19 protein-coding genes, 2 rRNA genes and 1 pseudogene are annotated in these 15,692 nt (G+C 56.5%); 14 read left to right on the forward strand and 8 right to left on the reverse strand.

The window, feature by feature from the left end:
* Positions 1-25: 25 nt before the first annotated feature.
* The 5 genes from phnL (at position 26) to A3220_RS13460 (ending at position 4,686) form a co-directional block, all read left to right on the forward strand.
* Positions 26-784: a phosphonate C-P lyase system protein PhnL gene (gene phnL / locus A3220_RS13440; protein WP_062375295.1), complete on the forward strand. Its 759-nt coding sequence runs from the start codon at positions 26-28 to the stop codon at positions 782-784.
* A complete protein-coding gene (locus A3220_RS13445; protein ID WP_062375296.1) occupies positions 781-1,929 on the forward strand; it encodes an alpha-D-ribose 1-methylphosphonate 5-triphosphate diphosphatase in 1,149 nt (382 codons plus the stop codon). The genes phnL and A3220_RS13445 overlap by 4 nt, the downstream gene beginning before the upstream one ends.
* Positions 1,929-2,486, forward strand: a complete 558-nt coding sequence (gene phnN / locus A3220_RS13450) for a ribose 1,5-bisphosphokinase (protein ID WP_062375297.1) — start codon at positions 1,929-1,931, stop codon at positions 2,484-2,486. The genes A3220_RS13445 and phnN overlap by 1 nt, the downstream gene beginning before the upstream one ends.
* 32 nt (positions 2,487-2,518) lie before the next feature.
* Positions 2,519-3,289 carry a phosphonate metabolism protein PhnP gene (gene phnP, locus A3220_RS13455; RefSeq protein ID WP_062375299.1) on the forward strand — a complete coding sequence of 257 codons (771 nt, stop codon included), beginning with the start codon at positions 2,519-2,521 and terminating at the stop codon, positions 3,287-3,289.
* Positions 3,290-3,741: 452 nt separating this feature from the next.
* Positions 3,742-4,686 (forward strand): co-chaperone YbbN, encoded by a 945-nt coding sequence (locus A3220_RS13460; RefSeq protein ID WP_062375301.1) that lies wholly within the window; start codon positions 3,742-3,744, stop codon positions 4,684-4,686.
* A gap of 21 nt (positions 4,687-4,707) precedes the next feature.
* Here the strand turns inward: A3220_RS13460 and A3220_RS13465 are convergent, their stop codons facing one another.
* On the reverse strand, positions 4,708-5,871 hold the full coding sequence (locus A3220_RS13465; RefSeq protein WP_062375302.1) for a PatB family C-S lyase: 1,164 nt from the start codon (positions 5,869-5,871) through the stop codon (positions 4,708-4,710).
* 39 nt (positions 5,872-5,910) lie between these two features.
* Between A3220_RS13465 and A3220_RS13470 the strand changes: the two genes are divergently transcribed.
* A complete protein-coding gene (locus A3220_RS13470; protein WP_062375304.1) occupies positions 5,911-6,342 on the forward strand; it encodes a hypothetical protein in 432 nt (143 codons plus the stop codon).
* Between the two features lies 1 nt (position 6,343).
* Here A3220_RS13470 and A3220_RS13475 read toward each other — a convergent pair whose 3' ends face one another.
* Complete coding sequence (locus A3220_RS13475) at positions 6,344-6,703, reverse strand: hypothetical protein (RefSeq protein ID WP_232068203.1); 360 nt, start codon at positions 6,701-6,703, stop codon at positions 6,344-6,346.
* Between the two features lie 111 nt (positions 6,704-6,814).
* Between A3220_RS13475 and A3220_RS13480 the strand changes: the two genes are divergently transcribed.
* The 5 genes and pseudogenes from A3220_RS13480 (at position 6,815) to A3220_RS13500 (ending at position 9,583) form a co-directional block, all read left to right on the forward strand.
* Positions 6,815-7,621: a hypothetical protein gene (locus A3220_RS13480; RefSeq protein WP_062375305.1), complete on the forward strand. Its 807-nt coding sequence runs from the start codon at positions 6,815-6,817 to the stop codon at positions 7,619-7,621.
* A 73-nt stretch (positions 7,622-7,694) separates the two neighbouring features.
* Entirely contained in the window at positions 7,695-8,102 is a 408-nt protein-coding gene (locus tag A3220_RS13485) for a thioesterase family protein (protein WP_044630716.1), read from the forward strand.
* 40 nt (positions 8,103-8,142) lie between these two features.
* Positions 8,143-8,445 (forward strand): hypothetical protein, encoded by a 303-nt coding sequence (locus tag A3220_RS13490; protein ID WP_044630715.1) that lies wholly within the window; start codon positions 8,143-8,145, stop codon positions 8,443-8,445.
* 12 nt (positions 8,446-8,457) lie between these two features.
* Complete coding sequence (locus A3220_RS13495; RefSeq protein ID WP_044630714.1) at positions 8,458-8,979, forward strand: DUF501 domain-containing protein; 522 nt, start codon at positions 8,458-8,460, stop codon at positions 8,977-8,979.
* A gap of 59 nt (positions 8,980-9,038) precedes the next feature.
* Positions 9,039-9,583 (forward strand): annotated as a pseudogene (locus A3220_RS13500) (TIGR00730 family Rossman fold protein).
* A 24-nt stretch (positions 9,584-9,607) separates the two neighbouring features.
* On the opposite strand, the gene A3220_RS13505 reads toward A3220_RS13500, so the two are convergent.
* Positions 9,608-10,114 carry a hypothetical protein gene (locus A3220_RS13505; RefSeq protein ID WP_044630712.1) on the reverse strand — a complete coding sequence of 169 codons (507 nt, stop codon included), beginning with the start codon at positions 10,112-10,114 and terminating at the stop codon, positions 9,608-9,610.
* Between the two features lie 38 nt (positions 10,115-10,152).
* On the reverse strand, positions 10,153-10,647 hold the full coding sequence (locus A3220_RS13510) for a tetratricopeptide repeat protein (RefSeq protein WP_058579721.1): 495 nt from the start codon (positions 10,645-10,647) through the stop codon (positions 10,153-10,155).
* 249 nt (positions 10,648-10,896) lie between these two features.
* On the opposite strand from A3220_RS13510, the gene A3220_RS13515 reads away from it, so the two are divergent.
* Positions 10,897-11,928 (forward strand): NADP(H)-dependent aldo-keto reductase, encoded by a 1,032-nt coding sequence (locus tag A3220_RS13515; RefSeq protein WP_062375307.1) that lies wholly within the window; start codon positions 10,897-10,899, stop codon positions 11,926-11,928.
* Between the two features lie 123 nt (positions 11,929-12,051).
* Positions 12,052-12,831 (forward strand): peroxide stress protein YaaA, encoded by a 780-nt coding sequence (gene yaaA, locus A3220_RS13520; protein WP_044630709.1) that lies wholly within the window; start codon positions 12,052-12,054, stop codon positions 12,829-12,831.
* 2 nt (positions 12,832-12,833) lie between these two features.
* Here yaaA and A3220_RS13525 read toward each other — a convergent pair whose 3' ends face one another.
* Positions 12,834-13,409 (reverse strand): isochorismatase family protein, encoded by a 576-nt coding sequence (locus tag A3220_RS13525; protein ID WP_044630708.1) that lies wholly within the window; start codon positions 13,407-13,409, stop codon positions 12,834-12,836.
* Between the two features lie 142 nt (positions 13,410-13,551).
* Here A3220_RS13525 and A3220_RS13530 point away from each other — a divergent pair, with 142 nt between their 5' ends.
* Positions 13,552-14,403 carry a Tim44-like domain-containing protein gene (locus A3220_RS13530; RefSeq protein WP_062375309.1) on the forward strand — a complete coding sequence of 284 codons (852 nt, stop codon included), beginning with the start codon at positions 13,552-13,554 and terminating at the stop codon, positions 14,401-14,403.
* 116 nt (positions 14,404-14,519) lie between these two features.
* On the opposite strand, the gene A3220_RS13535 is transcribed toward A3220_RS13530, so the two are convergent.
* The 3 genes from A3220_RS13535 to A3220_RS13545 all read right to left on the reverse strand — a co-directional run.
* On the reverse strand, positions 14,520-14,708 hold the full coding sequence (locus tag A3220_RS13535) for a hypothetical protein (protein WP_058579726.1): 189 nt from the start codon (positions 14,706-14,708) through the stop codon (positions 14,520-14,522).
* A 268-nt stretch (positions 14,709-14,976) separates the two neighbouring features.
* Positions 14,977-15,092 (reverse strand): 5S ribosomal RNA (gene rrf / locus A3220_RS13540).
* A 134-nt stretch (positions 15,093-15,226) separates the two neighbouring features.
* Positions 15,227-15,692 (reverse strand): 23S ribosomal RNA (locus tag A3220_RS13545); the annotation flags it as partial.

Consider the following 15,692-nt stretch of genomic DNA (forward strand, 5'->3'; position numbering starts at 1 on the left):
AGGATCTCATGTTCAGGAGCCTGCTATGACGGCGATAAGGCAACCTTTTCTGAGCGCGTCGGCGCTCGACAAGTCCTTCGTGCTACACGCACAGAGTGGCCAGCAGTTAGATGTGATGCGCGGTCTCGAGCTGAGTCTGATGCCCGGTGAATGTCTTGTGCTGGCCGGACGTAGTGGTATCGGTAAAAGCACGCTGCTCAAAATGGTGAATGGCAACTATCGCATTTCCGCAGGTCGGTTGACGCTGCACTTTGATGACGGAGAGCTGGAGCTCTCCGACCTGCCCGCCCAGGCCTGGCACGTGCTTCGGCGCGATGTGATCGGCTACGTCAGTCAGTTTCTACGCGTGGTGCCCAGGGTCTCTGCGCGGCAGGTGGTGATGGAGCCACTGCTATCGCAAGGCGTTGCGCTGGACGAAGCGTGTTGCCGAGCCGAGGCACTGCTGGCAAGGCTCAACCTGCCTAAGCGGCTATGGGATCTAGCGCCGGGAACGTTCTCCGGTGGCGAACAGCAGCGTGTAAATATCGCTCGAGGCTTTATCGCCGAACATCCGTTGCTGTTGTTGGATGAGCCTACCGCCTCGCTGGATAGCGCCAATCGCGATGTGGTGGTTGAACTCATTCAGGAGGCCAAAGCACGCGGTACGGCGATGCTGGGAATTTTCCATGATGAGGATGTGCGCGAACGTGTCGCTGACCGCCAACTGCCGCTGGAAGCGCATATGTTGAGAGCGGGTGATGCCTCAACCGCCGTGAACAATGATACCCAGGAGTCGCCACGATGAGAGCGAATGAACAGGTTCTGACCAACGCCCGCTTAGTGCTTGATAACGATATCGTCCGTGGCAGCTTGGTGATTCAGGCAGGGCGCATCAAGGCGATCGACCAAGGGGCTACCGCGCTACCCAATGCTATCGACTGCGAAGGCGACTTGCTAATCCCAGGGCTGATAGAACTGCATACCGATAACATGGAGAAGTATTTTCAGCCGCGGCCCAAGGTGTCTTGGCCATCACGCTCCGCTGCCTTGGCTCACGATGCCCAAATGGCAGCAAGCGGTATCACCACGGTGTTTGATGCTGTCTCCATCGGCGATGTGGATGACCAGAGCATGCGCCAAGAGGCGCTATATCAAATGGTGGAAGCGCTAGCTGACATCAACCGCAGCGGTATCGCGCGGGTGGACCACCGTTTGCATCTACGCTGTGAAGTTTGCCACCCGGATACGCTGGCACGCTTTCAATCCCTTGCGGACACACCCGAGCTTGGGTTGGTATCGTTGATGGACCACTCGCCGGGGCAGCGCCAGTTCGCCAGCCTCGACGCCTACCGGGTGTACTACAAGGGCAAACACGGCTTTGATGACGCCAGCCTGGATGCATTCATCGAGCGTCAGCAAGGCTTTAGTGCTCAATACTCAAGTGCCTACCGCAAAGCGATTGCTCAGGCCTGCCATGAGCGTGGTCTAGCGCTCGCCAGTCATGACGACGCCACGATTGAGCACGTGGCCGAAAGCCTTGAGTACGGCACGCAAGTGGCGGAATTCCCTACAACGTTAGAGGCCGCTCATGCTTCTCACCACCACGGCATGGCCGTGATGATGGGCGCGCCTAATGTGGTACGTGGAGGTTCTCATTCGGGCAACATTGCTGCCAGCGAACTGGTGCGGCTCGGTGTGCTCGACATTCTTTCCTCGGACTACTACCCCGCTGCGCTGCTCGATTCGGTCTTCCTGATCAGCAAGATGGAGGATGGCTATGACTTACCTCGTGCCGTCGCCTCTGCCTCACGAAAACCTGCCGAAGCGGTGGGCTTGAATGACCGTGGGCGCATTGCCGAAGGGTTGCGTGCCGACCTGATTCGTGTGCGTGAAGTCGATAACCATCCTCTGGTTCAGAGAGTGTGGTGTGCCGGTAAGCAGGTGTACTAATGGGCCGCTTGATCTACCTGATGGGGGCCAGTGGCGTCGGTAAAGATTGCCTGCTGCAGGCAGCCCGCCGTGCGCATCCGGAATGGCTGGTAGCCCACCGCTATCTGACCCGGGAAAGTAGTGCCACCGAGGATTGTGTCGCGCTCAGCGATGCTGAGTTCTCGGTGCGCAGTGAGTTGGGCATGCTATGCCTGGCATGGCAGGCCCATGGGCTTAAGTACGGCGTTGGCGTAGAGGTCGAAGCGTGGCTCAGCAGGGGCACGACGGTGCTGCTCAACGGTAGCCGTCGGGCGTTGCCGATGGCGCTTGAACGCTTCGGTGATGCACTGGTGCCCGTGGTGATCACTGCGCCCCCGGATGTTTTGCGCCGTCGGCTTATTGCGCGTGGAAGAGAGTCGATCAACGAAATTGAGCATCGGCTTAAGCGCCATCAGGAAATGGAGCGTGAGTTGATGGATGCTTTTCCTGGCGTTGCCCGAGTCAACAATGGAGGACGCCTTGCGGACAGCCTTACGGAACTGGCAGCGGTGATCAAGGGATGTTCTGCTCAGGCTTGATTGCCTGTGACTTCATGGCAGGAGAGCTATTGATGGAGTTTCGCTTTACAGGTACCGGCGACAGTGCTCAGGTGCCACGCTTTGGATGCGGCTGCGCGGCCTGTACGCGGGCCAGAGTCTTCACTAGCCTACAGCGCGGCCCCTGTTCAGCAGAGGTTCGGGTCGATGGCAAGCGTTACTTGCTCGACGCCGGACGCATGGACTTGGCCCTTAGTTGCGAGATTGAGCGGCCTGCGGCTTTTCTAATTACGCATTATCATGCCGACCACGTTCAGGGGCTTTTCCATTTGCGCTGGGGCAGTGGAGAATCCATCCCGGTTTATGGCCCCAAAGACCCCCACGGCTGCGCCGATTTGCATCGCAATCCTGGAGTATTGGATTTTCAACCTGGGCTTAAACCATTCAAGCCTATCAAGCTCGATAGCCTGACAGTAACACCGGTGCCGCTTAAGCACTCAAAGCCAACGTTAGGCTACTGTCTTGATGATGGCGGGACAAGGCTTGCCTATCTCACCGACACTTTCGGTCTGCCGGTAGAAACAGAGCGCTTCCTCAACAGTTGGCAACCCGACGTGGTAGTGCTGGATGCGTGCCATCCAGCGTCCTACCTAACACCGCGAAATCACAACACCATCACCCAGGCGTTGGATATCATCACTCGACTGAATCCCCCTCGGGCTTATCTCACTCATATCAGTCACGACTTGGATGCCGAGTGCCTGGTAAAACCTCCGGATCTACCACTCAAAGTGCGCATCGCCAAAGATGGCGACACTCTGGCAGATTGGTCAAGAACACACTGAAAAATTAATAACGCACGGGATGCCTAAGAAGAGCATTAAGGCTGGCACTTTAGTGCTCTCGTTAATTGCCTTGCTCAATAATGCCTTGGAGTGCGTTGGGGTTTGGCTTACCTCAGGCACTCCTTCTTAAAGTCATCTTGCGGCCTATGATCAATTCTTATCGCTAACGAGGCATCTTCTGGCGAGTTGCTGGGTAATATAAATGACAGCGCCGCCACCAGCCTACGTTCCACCAGCGCTTTACAACGTCATCTGTTGAAGCAACTTGTTACCCATCGTCGACCTAGCTGGGATCGCCACCTCAAGCCTGCACATCTGCACAGCCACCCCAAAGCGCAAATAAGAAAGTCTCACATGCGCTTTGCGCTTTATTTCCCTTCACTTCCTTGAATCCCTGGGCGGCTGCCTGCATATCATGAAGTAACCTTTTTCATGCGATGCAGAGTTTACCCATGTCGATTATTGATCCCCGTACCGGCAACCCGATGACTGCCGACCCTGTCGCGAGCAATAATGCGCCCACCAGTGGCGAGCGCCCTAGCGTGACTCGCGAAGAGGTCATCATTGAGCTCAACGCAGGCAACATTCAGCAGGTACTGGAAGCCTCTATGCAGGTGCCGGTGCTGATGGACTGCTGGGCTCCTTGGTGCGAGCCGTGCAAGAACCTGATGCCGGTGCTTGAGAAACTGGCGGTGGAGTACGCCGGTGCCTTCTTGCTGGCAATGCTGGATGTGGAAGCCAATCCAGAGATCGCTGGGCAATTGGGCGTGCGCTCGGTGCCTGACGTGAAGCTCATTAGCCAAGGCGGCTTAGTAGACAGCTTCCAAGGGGCACTGCCTGAAAAAGAAGTGCGCGAGTGGTTGAACCGCTACTTCCCTGCCCCCGGCGACGCACCGCCCAGCCCCGAAGAGCAGGCGGAAGAAGCCTTGAGCGCTGGCGATGCCGCAGGCGCGCGGGAGATTTACCAAACGCTGATTGGCCAATACCCGGAACATTACGCCTACCAAATTGGCCTTGCCAAAGCGCTGGTGGCGGAAGGGCGTGGTGAAGAAGCCCGTAGCGTGCTGGATAACCTGCCGCCAGAGGAGCGCGATGCAGCACCCGCCCGTGGCGTTCGCGCCAGCATCGAGTTCAGCGAACAGGCACTCTCAACAGAAGAGATCGCCGCGCTGGGTGATCGCACTGACAGCGAAGCGCAGTACCAGCGGGCGCTACGCCAAGTGGCCGATGGCCAGTACGATGCAGGCCTGGAAGCTCTGCTGGCGCTGATGAAGCAGGACCGCGCCTATAACGACGACGCGGCCCGCAAAACGCTGCTACAGGTCTTTGACGCGCTGGGAGCCGACCACCCTCTAACGGTCACCTACCGCCGCAAGCTGTTCGCCCTGCTCTATTGATAGCGCCTGACGAAGGCAACGTTACGCTTTTAACAGCGTATCCATCCGTGATAACGCCGCTTCCAATTGGGAAGCGGTGGTTCCAAAGTTAAGCCGTACAAACCCTGGGCAGCCAAAAGCCGCGCCGTCTGACAACGCCACACCCGCCTGCTCCAACAGCGTTTGTGCGGGAGAGGCCCCCAGGCCCGTTTCACGCATATCTAGCCACGCTAAATAAGTCGATTCTGGCGCACTCAGCGACACCCCAGGCCACGTTGCCACACGTGCTTCTAACGCTGCTCGATGGCTGCGTAGAACGTCCAGCAGTGCTTGTCGCCAAGGCTCGCCCTCTTGATACGCTGCCTCGGCGGCCACCAAGCCCAGCACATTTCCATCCGGTAGAAACCCTTTTGTGGCCGTGGCAAAGCGCTTTCGTAGCGTGGCGTCGGGAATGACCGCGCAGGCGCTGGTTAACCCGGCCACGTTGAATGTTTTTGAGGGCGCCCATAGAGTAATCGTGCGTTTGGCAAGCTTAGGGAACAGCGCCGCCAGGGGGCGATGGCGTGCTCCTTCATCCAGCAGCAAATCACAGTGCAGCTCATCGGAGACTACCCATAAATCATGGCGCTCGACCAAGGCGGCTAACTGCTCAAGCTCGCTCAGCATCCATACGCGCCCGGTCGGGTTATGAGGGTGGCACCAGAGCAGTAGCCGGGTTTGCGGGGTAATGGCCGCTTCCAGCGCTGCGATATCCAGCTGCCAAGGCTCGCCAGGGGCGGCTGGCTCCGCTAACATCGCCTGTTGCGCTAGCCGCCCAGTGCGTTCAGCCACGGCCAGGAAGGGCGGGTAAATAGGTGCAATGGTCAGCACGCCCTCCCCTGGCTGGGTCAATGCCATGGCAGCAAAGTGCAGCGCGGGCACTACACCAGGTAGCCACTGCTGCCATTCGGGCTCAATGGTCCACGCATAGTGGTGAGCGCTCCACTGGCAAAGGGCCGCGGTGAGCGTGGCGGGCACTTCGCCATAGCCGTAAACGCCGTGGGCCACCCGCCGTTGGAGCGCGTCGATTACCGCAGGCGGCGAATGAAAGTCCATATCGGCGACCCATAGCGGCAGCACATCCTGCGCATAGCGGTGCCATTTCTGCGAGGCGTAATTTCCTTCGGGAGCGCGTCGCTCGACGGGCGTGGCAAAATCGAACGCCATAACAAATCTCACTTATTTCCACGGGAGTAAACACTGAGCATGCCGCAAGATGACTTTTATACCAAGATGCGCGCTGGCCTATCGGCGCTGTTGCGGCAGTGGCGCTCGCTGGGGCAGGCAGATGCCGACCAGCTGGCACTCATCCTGGCAGAAACCGCTAGGGTCGCTAAACTAGGCACCCCCGATGCTACGCCAAGTGGCGCCACGCTAGAGCAGTGGAGCCAAGACCAGCAGGGCGAGATACCGCTGTGGGCGCCACGCACGGCGGTGTTTCTGCTCAACCAGATGCCCGCTCGGCCCACCCCGCAAAGCGATGAAGAAGCCTGCGCCTGGGCGTACTGCTGGCTGCGTAACCGCTCGTTTGATTCGCTGGATGCAGCCCGCGCCGCCCTGCCTGCCCACTTAGCCGAACCGCTGGACGAGGCTCTGGCAGCTGCCTGGAGCGACCAACAGGGGCTGAGGCTGGTATAGCTTAGCGCCGTTTGCGCCCCGGTGATTTCGGTTTAAAGCCCGCAGGCTTGGTGGCAAGCCAATCGACAAAAGCGCGAATATCGGCATCGTTCATCAACGCTTCCAAACTAGCCAAGCGGTCGGCCAGTTCGCGCTCGCTGTAGAGACGGAGAATGTGCTTATGGCAGGGATGACACAGCCACACAATGGCCGTTAGCCGCTCTTCACGGCTATGGCGCTTTTGATAACGCGGCTTGTTATGCAGCGTCCTTGGAATGAGATGGTGCTTGGTGAGCGGCGATGCACGCTGGCACAGTTCGCAGCCACTGGGTTTAGGCGGCGGAGAGAGCACGTGGGTGCCGGAATCCGGTGAAAGGGGCACGGTAAACAGCCTCGCACGCTAGCAACGTCTTAACGGTTAATAACACCTAATGTGCTAAAAATCAGCGACATAATAATAGCAACCACATAATAAACGTAAGGAAAACGCCGCATGGTAGAAGTACCACTCACTTGGCAGTTAGCAAAGCTGGGGCTCTCCGTCAGCATGGTTTTGGGCTTAAGCGCTATCGCTGTCCGTGCAAGCCCACGCATTGCAGGGCTACTCTCAGGTTATCCTTTAGGCACCGCACTAGCGCTGTTTTTTATCGGTTTAGAGATCTCGCCCACCTTCGCTACCCAGAGCGCCGTGCATACGCTGGCCGGGTTTACCGCGACAATGGCATTGGGGGCAGGTTATGTGGTCACAGGCCGCCAGCCTGGCATCAAGGGCGTTATTAGCGGTGTGCTGGGAGGCTTTGCCGCGTGGCTGGTCATGAGTACCCTGCTCGCGCAGTTCAGCTTCACCCGCTTCAGCGGCACGCTGGTGACGCTTTGTGCCATTGGCGTCTTCAGTTGGCTGTTCCGCTCCATTCCCGATGTGAAGAGTACCGCGAGCAGCGCCTTTTCTTGGCCCGCGCTAGCGGCACGCGCGGGGCTTGCCACTGTTATTATTTTTGCTATCACCCGTATCGCCCACTGGCTCCCCCCAGAGTGGGCAGGCACGCTGGCTGCATTTCCCGTCACCATGCTGCCATTTTTGCTGATCCTGCACGTGGGGCATGGGTATGCCCCCGTCGCCACAGTCATTAAGCATTATCCCATGGGCCTTGGCTCGCTGCTGAGCTATACCCTATGCGTTTCGTACACTTACAGCACGCTGGGGCTTTTCTGGGGAACGCTGGCAGGATTTCTCGCCGCGACCCTATGGCTGCTTGGCTGGATGCAGTTCACTGCTTGGCAACAGCGCCGTAACGCTTGACCAAGCGCTCGCTTGGGTTAATTCTGGGAGGGTTCTTACCTCCCTCGTTCCCTCTAATAATAAGGATAGCGCTATGTTCACTCGCACCATTGAGCCCGCTTTTTACGATACGGATGCCCTCGGCCATATTAATAACACGCGGCTCCCCGCTTGGTTTGAGCTGGCACGCAACGACCTGTTCAAACTGTTTACGCCCGACCTGAACCCTAAACAGTGGCGATTAATCATGGCGCGCATGGAAGTGGATTACCGCGCTGAACTGTTTTACGGCCATGACATCGAAATCCGTACCTATCTAACCCGTTTGGGCAACAGCTCGTTTACCGTCACCCAGGAAGCGCGGCAGCATGGTACGCTGACCAACTTAGGGCATACGGTAATGGTGCAGTACGACCATCAAGAGAAGCGCGCCGTTCCTATTGAGGGTGAGCTGCGCGAGGCGCTGACAGCACATTTGGATACCGCGCCCGCCTCCGCTTAATTCCCCCTGCCATGTATGGTGGGGCCTTCCAGGAGTCACCATGGCTATTCGCTATAATCTCTGGATTGATCCTGACAACACGGCGCAGCATCGCGCCGTGGAAGCCGACCTTGAACGCTACTTCATGGAGCGCTTCGCTGATTACCCGCATATCCGCTTGTTCGGCGCAGACCCCTACGATTATGATGCCCCATTCAATCGACTTTACGACGTGCTAATGGCCCGCGCAGCTGAGTATTGCGAGGAGAAATGGCGCTATGTCGCTTCTCCAGAGCAGCTTAACCGCTGCTTTTTCCGTGCCGTTGGCCGCTCAAATAAATTTGTTCAAGACGACCGAAAGTGAGAGTTCTACGCAATGGTAATTCGTACCGACCAAGCACCCGACGAGCGCCAGCTGGCGATTATTACCCAACAGCTCGGGCGAGCGCCTCGCGGTATCGAAGCCGTTGCAGCCACGGATACACAGGGCACCCCTTTAGTGCTGCGCATGTCGCCGATTGTGGATGGCAAGCCTTTCCCCACGCTTTACTGGCTCTGCTCCGACCTGCTTAAAATCGAGATTTCGCGCATTGAAGCCGTCGGCGTGATCAAGTCGCTAGAACAGCGTCTGCAGGACGAACCTGACTTCTTAGCCGCTTACCAACAGAGCCATCGCGATTACGTTGATGCCCGCTGGCGCTTTATGAGCGAGGCTCAGCGCGAAGAAGTGGCACGCCTGGGCTACACCGATGTTCTCACCGAACGCGGTGTAGGCGGCATCAGCAACTGGCAGCAGGTGCGCTGCCTACATACTCAATACGCCCATCATCTGTGCGGTAACAATGTGATTGGACAGTGGATGGACGAACACTACGACGTACAGCGCTGCCTAGGCTAGATGTCCTGCAATGCCTCCCGCTGATTCACCCTTAACTCCTCGATAAGGACTCCCCGACTATGTCACGCATCTGTGTTTACCTCGGCTCAAGAGAGGGCAACAGCCCAGCATTCCGCCAAGCCGCCCATACGCTTGGCACGGCTCTTGGGCAACGCGGGCACACCTTGGTATACGGCGGCGCACGCGTCGGACTAATGGGGGAACTGGCCAATGCAGCGCTAAACGCGGGCGGCAGCGTCATCGGCGTTATGCCCGACCATCTCGTTGAGCGTGAACAGGCACATTTCGGCTTAACCGAGCTGATTTGCGTGCCTAATATGCATGAACGTAAAGCCACCATGCGGCGAACGCTGACGCCTTTATCGCCTTGCCCGGTGGCATTGGCACGTTTGAGGAGCTGTTTGAGATCTGGACCTGGGGCTATTTGGGGCTACACGACAAGCCGATGGGCCTGCTAGATACCGATGGATTTTACGCCCCACTGCTGGCGTTTTTAGACAGCACGGTCAGCCACGGTTTTCTGGCGCAAGCTACACGAGATATGCTGCTTGATGCACCGACGCCCAGCCAGCTATTAGACGCTTTAGAAGCAGAACTAAGCTGAGTACGAGCAGAGTAGAATGGAAATTTATACTTTGGTAGTCAGCGTGCGCGTACGCTGATAGGTGAGCTGGAGCAAGCGAGCATCTTCCCCAGCACGGTGGCGGTGGATGCCACGCTCAGCCACTACCGCCTCTTTGGTATCGCTCCACAGCGCCTGTTGCTCTTCGCTGAGCAGGATGCGTAGCGCTTCCAGGCGAAAGCGTGGCAGCATGCCAGCATGGTGGAACAGTAACGACAGCCAGGTATTATCGTAGCCCCAACTATCGCTATAAGCCTTACCTAGCTCCCGCAGTTCATCATTAAGCCACTGGGCAACTTGGCGCACCGGGTAGCCCTCTTTCATCAGCCGATCACGAGAAATACCGTGCAGTAGCTCGGCTTTTGGATCCCAATGGGTCCACTCATCTAATGGCTGAATAAGAAACGCGCAGCAGCTACCGTCAGCACGCGCAATGCCAACTTCAATCGGGTAGCTGCCGCGCCCGAATCCGGACGCTTCAATATCTAGCACTGTGGGTAGCGTCTCGGACACTGACTTCCTCTTTTACGTATCGCAACCTGACTGACGATTTAGGCGGCGGCCATCTCCACTGCTGGCTGTTGCTCTGCCATGCGCTGCCAGTAATCGGCCTGCTCGTGATCTACCGCCAAGCCTAGCTCACCGATTCGGTAAGCACGCGCCAGGCGCTCAGCCGCTAAGTAGTGCCCCGCCTGTGCCGCACGGGCATACCAGGTGACCGCATAATCCTCACGACGGGGGTACTGTACACAGCCGTGCTCGTGAATTTGCGCAACCTGATACTGCGACTTTACATCGCCCGCCTGGGCGGCTTCTAGCACATAGCGCGCACCACGAGCTTTATCTTGTGGAGATAAACTGCGATGGAACAGCATATGCCCGTAAATAGACTGCGCATCTGGGTGCCCCGCTTCTGCACACCGTTTAAACAGTCGCATGGTAAGGCGCTGCGTGCGCGGTGAGCGCGGTAGTAACCAACGAGTATGGAACAACTGTTCGGCCAGTCGAAACTCTAACCGTGTAAACAATGATGATGCCTGCGGCATGGCCAACCACCCTGCCTATCTGTTGAGACCTTCGGCTAACCATCTCACCTTCCGCGACGGCTAACCATACGATAAACCGGCGCTTGGCCGGTCGATGGGCTGGCAAGCATACGCCTGCCTTCGCCATGACTCAACCCTATTGATTTGCTGCTTTTGTAGACCCTCGCTAACATGCCTCCCACAGGCTGGTATCGGCGATATGGATCGCCACCTTTCCAGACACATTTTCGCCTTAGCGAGGAGACAATCATGCAAACGCGCCCACTGGGTAGAACCGGAATTGAGGTCAGCCGACTCTGTCTAGGCACCATGACCTTTGGTGAGCAAAACAGCGAAACTGAGGCTCATGAACAGCTCGACCGCGCGGTGGCGTTCGGTATTAACTTTATCGACACGGCGGAAATGTATCCAGTTCCCCCAAAAGCAGAGACACAAGGGTTAACAGAGACTTATATCGGTAGTTGGCTAAAAGCACGGGGCGCTCGCGACGATGTCATCATCGCTACCAAAGCGGCAGGCCCAGGTTTGGAGCATATCCGCGGCGGCCCCAAAATGAGCCGGGACCACCTTCATCAAGCCATTGATACCAGCCTTGAGCGTCTGCAAACGGATTACGTCGATCTGTATCAGTTGCACTGGCCTGATCGTAACACCAACTTTTTCGGCAAACTCGGCTACACCCACGCTGAGCAGGAAGATGCCACCCCGCTGGAAGAGACGCTCTCCGCACTTAAAGAGCTGGTCGATGCGGGTAAAATTCGCGCTGTAGGGCTCTCAAATGATACCCCTTGGGGCGTCATGCGGATGTTACAGCTCTCTGATCAACTAGGACTGCCTCGTGTTGCCTCCATCCAAAACCCCTACAATCTGCTGAACCGTTCATTTGAAGTGGGCTTAGCAGAAATTGCACATCGTGAAGATGTGGGCCTGCTGGCCTACTCACCGCTGGGGTTTGGCGTGCTATCAGGCAAGTATCTTAACGGTGCTCAACCGCCAAAGGGCCGCTTGACGCTCTATGAGCGCTTTAAGCGCTATACCTCGCCGGAGGCAGAGGTCGCTACGCAGGCTTACGTCAACCTAGCCAAAGAGCACGGGCTCGACCCAGCGCAGATGGCACTGGCGTTTATTAACTCGCGCAGCTTCCTTACCAGCAATATTATTGGTGCTACCACCATGGATCAGTTGGAAAGCAACTTGGCCAGCGAGAGCTTGAAGCTGGATGAGGAAGTGTTAACCGCCATCGACGACATCCATCGTCGTATGCCCAATCCTTGCCCTTAACGGCTCCTATCGTGCCGATAGCCTCGGCCACCGCCGAGGCTTGGTATAATCTTTCGACTTACTCTTTTTTCGTTACTCATTTCGGGTAGCGACTCTCTTTTGCCACGGCACAAGGAGCACGCCATGCTGAGCGTTATTTCCCCCGCCAAAACGCTGGACTTTGAAACACCCTCCACCACTCAGAACGTCACCCAACCGGACTTCCTCGACTATAGCCAGCCGTTGATCGACATCTTGCGCGACTACTCACCACAGCAGCTAAGCGATCTCATGGGGATTAGCGATAAGCTGGCCGGACTGAATGCGGCTCGCTTTGCCGATTGGCAGCCGCCCTTCTCGCTTGAAAATGCCAAGCCCGCTGTTCAAGCCTTTCAGGGGGACGTATACACCGGCCTTGAAGCAGAGACGTTTAGCGATGCGGATAATCAGTTTGCCCAGCAGCATTTACGCATTTTGTCGGGGCTTTACGGCTTATTGCGCCCGCTGGATCTTATTCAGCCGTACCGGCTGGAGATGGGCACCAAACTGCCTAATGACGCAGGTAAGGACCTTTACGCTTACTGGAAGCCCACATTAACCACGGCGCTAAATCACGCTATTGCAGAGAGCGGCTCGAAAGCGTTGGTCAACTTAGCATCCAACGAGTACTTCAAAGCCGTGGATGCCAAGAAGCTGGATGCACGGGTGATCACCCCGGTCTTTAAAGACGAGAAAAACGGCACTTTTAAGATTATCAGTTTCTACGCCAAAAAAGCCCGCGGCTTAATGAGCGCCTGGATAATCCGCCAGCAAATCAACGAGCCCGAAGCGCTCACGGGCTTCGATGTAGCGGGTTACCGTTTTGATGCTGCGGCCTCGGAAGGCGATACCCTCGTCTTCACACGCCGGGAAACCGATCGGTAAGGTCAGAAAAGCCTTACTTTTTGGGCGGCTCGCGGCTTAAGAAACCGCCTGTGCACATCTTTAAAAGTGGCTGTATCGCAGCGGTAGAGCCACTCATAGGCCACCATATCGGCGGAGACCGCCGTCGCGCCATTTGCACAGGCACGCTCTCTTGCAAGGCGCGCCTCTTCTGGGCGGCGGCTGGCGGCCGCCTCACTGAGCCAGAACACTTTATATCCCGCTTCTAATAGGCCAAGCGCGCTCTGCAGCACACAAATGTGCGCTTCGGTTCCGCATATCACCACTTGTTTGCGGCCAAGGGCTGCCAGCGCCTGTGTAAACGCAGGCTCCTCGGTCACACTAAAGTGTAGCTTTTGCCACGTCTGGTACGCCCCTAAACAACTCAATAGTCGGGCATCGGTTCCGCCCAGACGCTCGGGATACTGTTCGGTAAGCCATACCGGTACCTGCAAATGGTTGGCAATGCCTGCCAGCCAAGCCGCCTCTTGGATAGCGTTGTTACCTCCTTCTATCACCGGTAGCAATCCAGCCTGAAAATCGACCATGAGCAATACACTTTGAGTCTGATCTAAACGCACTTTTTGCTCCTACTTTTGTCTTTATAGTGAATCCCACCATAACCCACGCGGTGCGTTACACGGTAAACTGGCGATTGACTATTTTCTATGCGCTTCATTCAGAGGCGTTGGGCATTACCTGCATCCTTATTGGAGAATCAACATGTTAAGGCAATTCTTTGTCATGCTACTGGTGAGCGTCATGGGCTTTAGCGCCGCAATTGAGCACGCTGAAGCACGCCGTTTAGGCGGCGGTAGCAGTATGGGCAGCGTCTCGCGCTCCGCTGACCGCCCGGCCAGTACACCCGCACAGCAACAGGCTCAGGGCACTCAGCAACAGGGAGCAGGTGCTGCCACCGCTCGCCGTGGTGGTATGGGCGGTATGATGGGTGGATTACTGGCAGGCGGCCTGCTAGCGGCGCTTTTCTTTGGAGGCGCGTTCGATGAACTGCGCATAATGGATCTCCTGCTGATGGCTGGCATCGCAGCGCTTGCCATCTTCGCTTTCCGGGCCTTTATTCGGCAGCGACGTCCTGCACCTGCCAACGCTGCTGGCTATCAGCGTGAACGCCAGGAGACACAGCACACACCTGCCAGTAACTTCACAGCAGCGCCTGGCAGCCTTGCAAGCGGTTTGCAGAGCACGCCGGACTGGTTTGATAAAGAGCGTTTTCTCGGCGGTGCAAAAGAGCATTTTATGACGCTTCAGCGCGCTTGGGATAATAACGATTTCAGCCAAATTCAAGAGTACGTTACGCCAGAGCTTTACAACCTGCTGCGTCAAGAGCGTGCCGAGCAGCCTGCCAATAACCGTACAGAGGTAGTGCGTCTGTTTGCGGAGCTTGGCGATATTAATGAGTACGACGGCCACGCCGAAGCCACCGTCATTTTCCACGGCATTTTGGAAGAGAATGGTGAGCAAACTGAGTTTAACGAAACGTGGCATTTGACCCGTGCCATGCGCGATCAAGCACCTTGGTATTTGCAAGGTATTGAGCAAAACCCAGGCGCATAAACCTAGCTACATAGGTTAATAAGCCCTAAAACACAAAACAGCCGCTTCTTAGCGGCTGTTTTTGTATCGATATAATTTCAAGCTACTCGATAGCTCATGATAAGCGACAGGCTCGCTTAGTCCTCGGCGAACTCTTCAATATTCTCACCCATCTCTTCTAGGCTATCGCCAGCGTCTTCCATGCTCTCATCGATATTCTCACCAGCTTCTTCCGCTGGGCCTTGATTATCACAAGCGGCCAAACCGCCCATCATCATGGCCATTAGTAATGCGAGTGCAAGCTTCTTCATTAGTGGGGTACTCATATCGCCTCTCCTCCTGAGATGGTGCTTCAATAATAGGTACCCACTCATACTAGTTGCTCACCACGCCTACCGCCACCACAGCCTAGTAACTCCTTGTTATTTAATTTCTTAAAACGATCGTTTCAAGGAAGCTTTGTGCATATCGCTGTATACATTATAGAAAGCAAAAAGCCCCGAGCACAGTATGCACGGGGCTTGAGGCTTGGCGCGCTTATCGAGCGCGCAACAAAAAACCCAGCCGTTTGGCTGGGTTTTTTGCGGTATAAGTGCCTGACGATGACCTACTCTCGCATGGGGAGACCCCACACTACCATCGGCGCTAAGCGGTTTCACTGCTGAGTTCGGCATGGGATCAGGTGGTTCACGCTCGCTATGGTCGTCAGGCGTAACGGGTAATGCATATCATGCTGAGTGCGTCGTTGACGCAGTAAGTGATCGTCTCTTGTCAGCAAGCACGTTGGCTTGCTGCTGCGTATCCGGTTTTCGTTATCACCGCGACCAGACCCCTTGGGTGTTATAGGGTCAAGCCTCACGGGCCATTAGTACACGTTAGCTCAACGCCTTGCAGCGCTTCCACACCGTGCCTATCAACCAGCTGGTCTCGCTGGGCCCTTTAGGAGACTCTAGGTCTCAGGGATGTCTCATCTTGAAGGGGGCTTCCCGCTTAGATGCTTTCAGCGGTTATCCTGTCCGACCATAGCTACCCGGCAATGCCACTGGCGTGACAACCGGAACACCAGAGGGTCGTCCACTCCGGTCCTCTCGTACTAGGAGCAGCTCTTCTCAAACATCCAACGCCCACGGCAGATAGGGACCGAACTGTCTCACGACGTTCTAAACCCAGCTCGCGTACCACTTTAAATGGCGAACAGCCATACCCTTGGGACCGACTTCAGCCCCAGGATGTGATGAGCCGACATCGAGGTGCCAAACACCGCCGTCGATGTGAACTCTTGGGCGGTATCAGCCTGTTATCCCCGGAGT

This window comes from Halomonas sp. KX33721 (genome assembly GCF_001596805.1).
Taxonomy (GTDB): domain Bacteria; phylum Pseudomonadota; class Gammaproteobacteria; order Pseudomonadales; family Halomonadaceae; genus Vreelandella; species Vreelandella aquamarina.

Bases quoted from the DNA above. Each gene is read 5' to 3' on its own strand.
- A3220_RS13460 (WP_062375301.1), top strand. From the start codon at position 3,742: ATGTCGATTATTGATCCCCGTACCGGCAACCCGATGACTGCCGACCCT.
- phnP (WP_062375299.1), top strand. From the start codon at position 2,519: ATGGAGTTTCGCTTTACAGGTACCGGCGACAGTGCTCAGGTGCCACGC.
- phnL (WP_062375295.1), top strand. From the start codon at position 26: ATGACGGCGATAAGGCAACCTTTTCTGAGCGCGTCGGCGCTCGACAAG.
- A3220_RS13465 (WP_062375302.1), bottom strand. From the start codon at position 5,871: ATGGCGTTCGATTTTGCCACGCCCGTCGAGCGACGCGCTCCCGAAGGA.
- A3220_RS13470 (WP_062375304.1), top strand. From the start codon at position 5,911: ATGCCGCAAGATGACTTTTATACCAAGATGCGCGCTGGCCTATCGGCG.
- A3220_RS13490 (WP_044630715.1), top strand. From the start codon at position 8,143: ATGGCTATTCGCTATAATCTCTGGATTGATCCTGACAACACGGCGCAG.
- A3220_RS13535 (WP_058579726.1), bottom strand. From the start codon at position 14,708: ATGAGTACCCCACTAATGAAGAAGCTTGCACTCGCATTACTAATGGCC.
- A3220_RS13445 (WP_062375296.1), top strand. From the start codon at position 781: ATGAGAGCGAATGAACAGGTTCTGACCAACGCCCGCTTAGTGCTTGAT.
- A3220_RS13485 (WP_044630716.1), top strand. From the start codon at position 7,695: ATGTTCACTCGCACCATTGAGCCCGCTTTTTACGATACGGATGCCCTC.
- A3220_RS13530 (WP_062375309.1), top strand. From the start codon at position 13,552: ATGTTAAGGCAATTCTTTGTCATGCTACTGGTGAGCGTCATGGGCTTT.
- A3220_RS13495 (WP_044630714.1), top strand. From the start codon at position 8,458: ATGGTAATTCGTACCGACCAAGCACCCGACGAGCGCCAGCTGGCGATT.
- A3220_RS13510 (WP_058579721.1), bottom strand. From the start codon at position 10,647: ATGCCGCAGGCATCATCATTGTTTACACGGTTAGAGTTTCGACTGGCC.
- A3220_RS13480 (WP_062375305.1), top strand. From the start codon at position 6,815: ATGGTAGAAGTACCACTCACTTGGCAGTTAGCAAAGCTGGGGCTCTCC.
- phnN (WP_062375297.1), top strand. From the start codon at position 1,929: ATGGGCCGCTTGATCTACCTGATGGGGGCCAGTGGCGTCGGTAAAGAT.
- A3220_RS13515 (WP_062375307.1), top strand. From the start codon at position 10,897: ATGCAAACGCGCCCACTGGGTAGAACCGGAATTGAGGTCAGCCGACTC.
- yaaA (WP_044630709.1), top strand. From the start codon at position 12,052: ATGCTGAGCGTTATTTCCCCCGCCAAAACGCTGGACTTTGAAACACCC.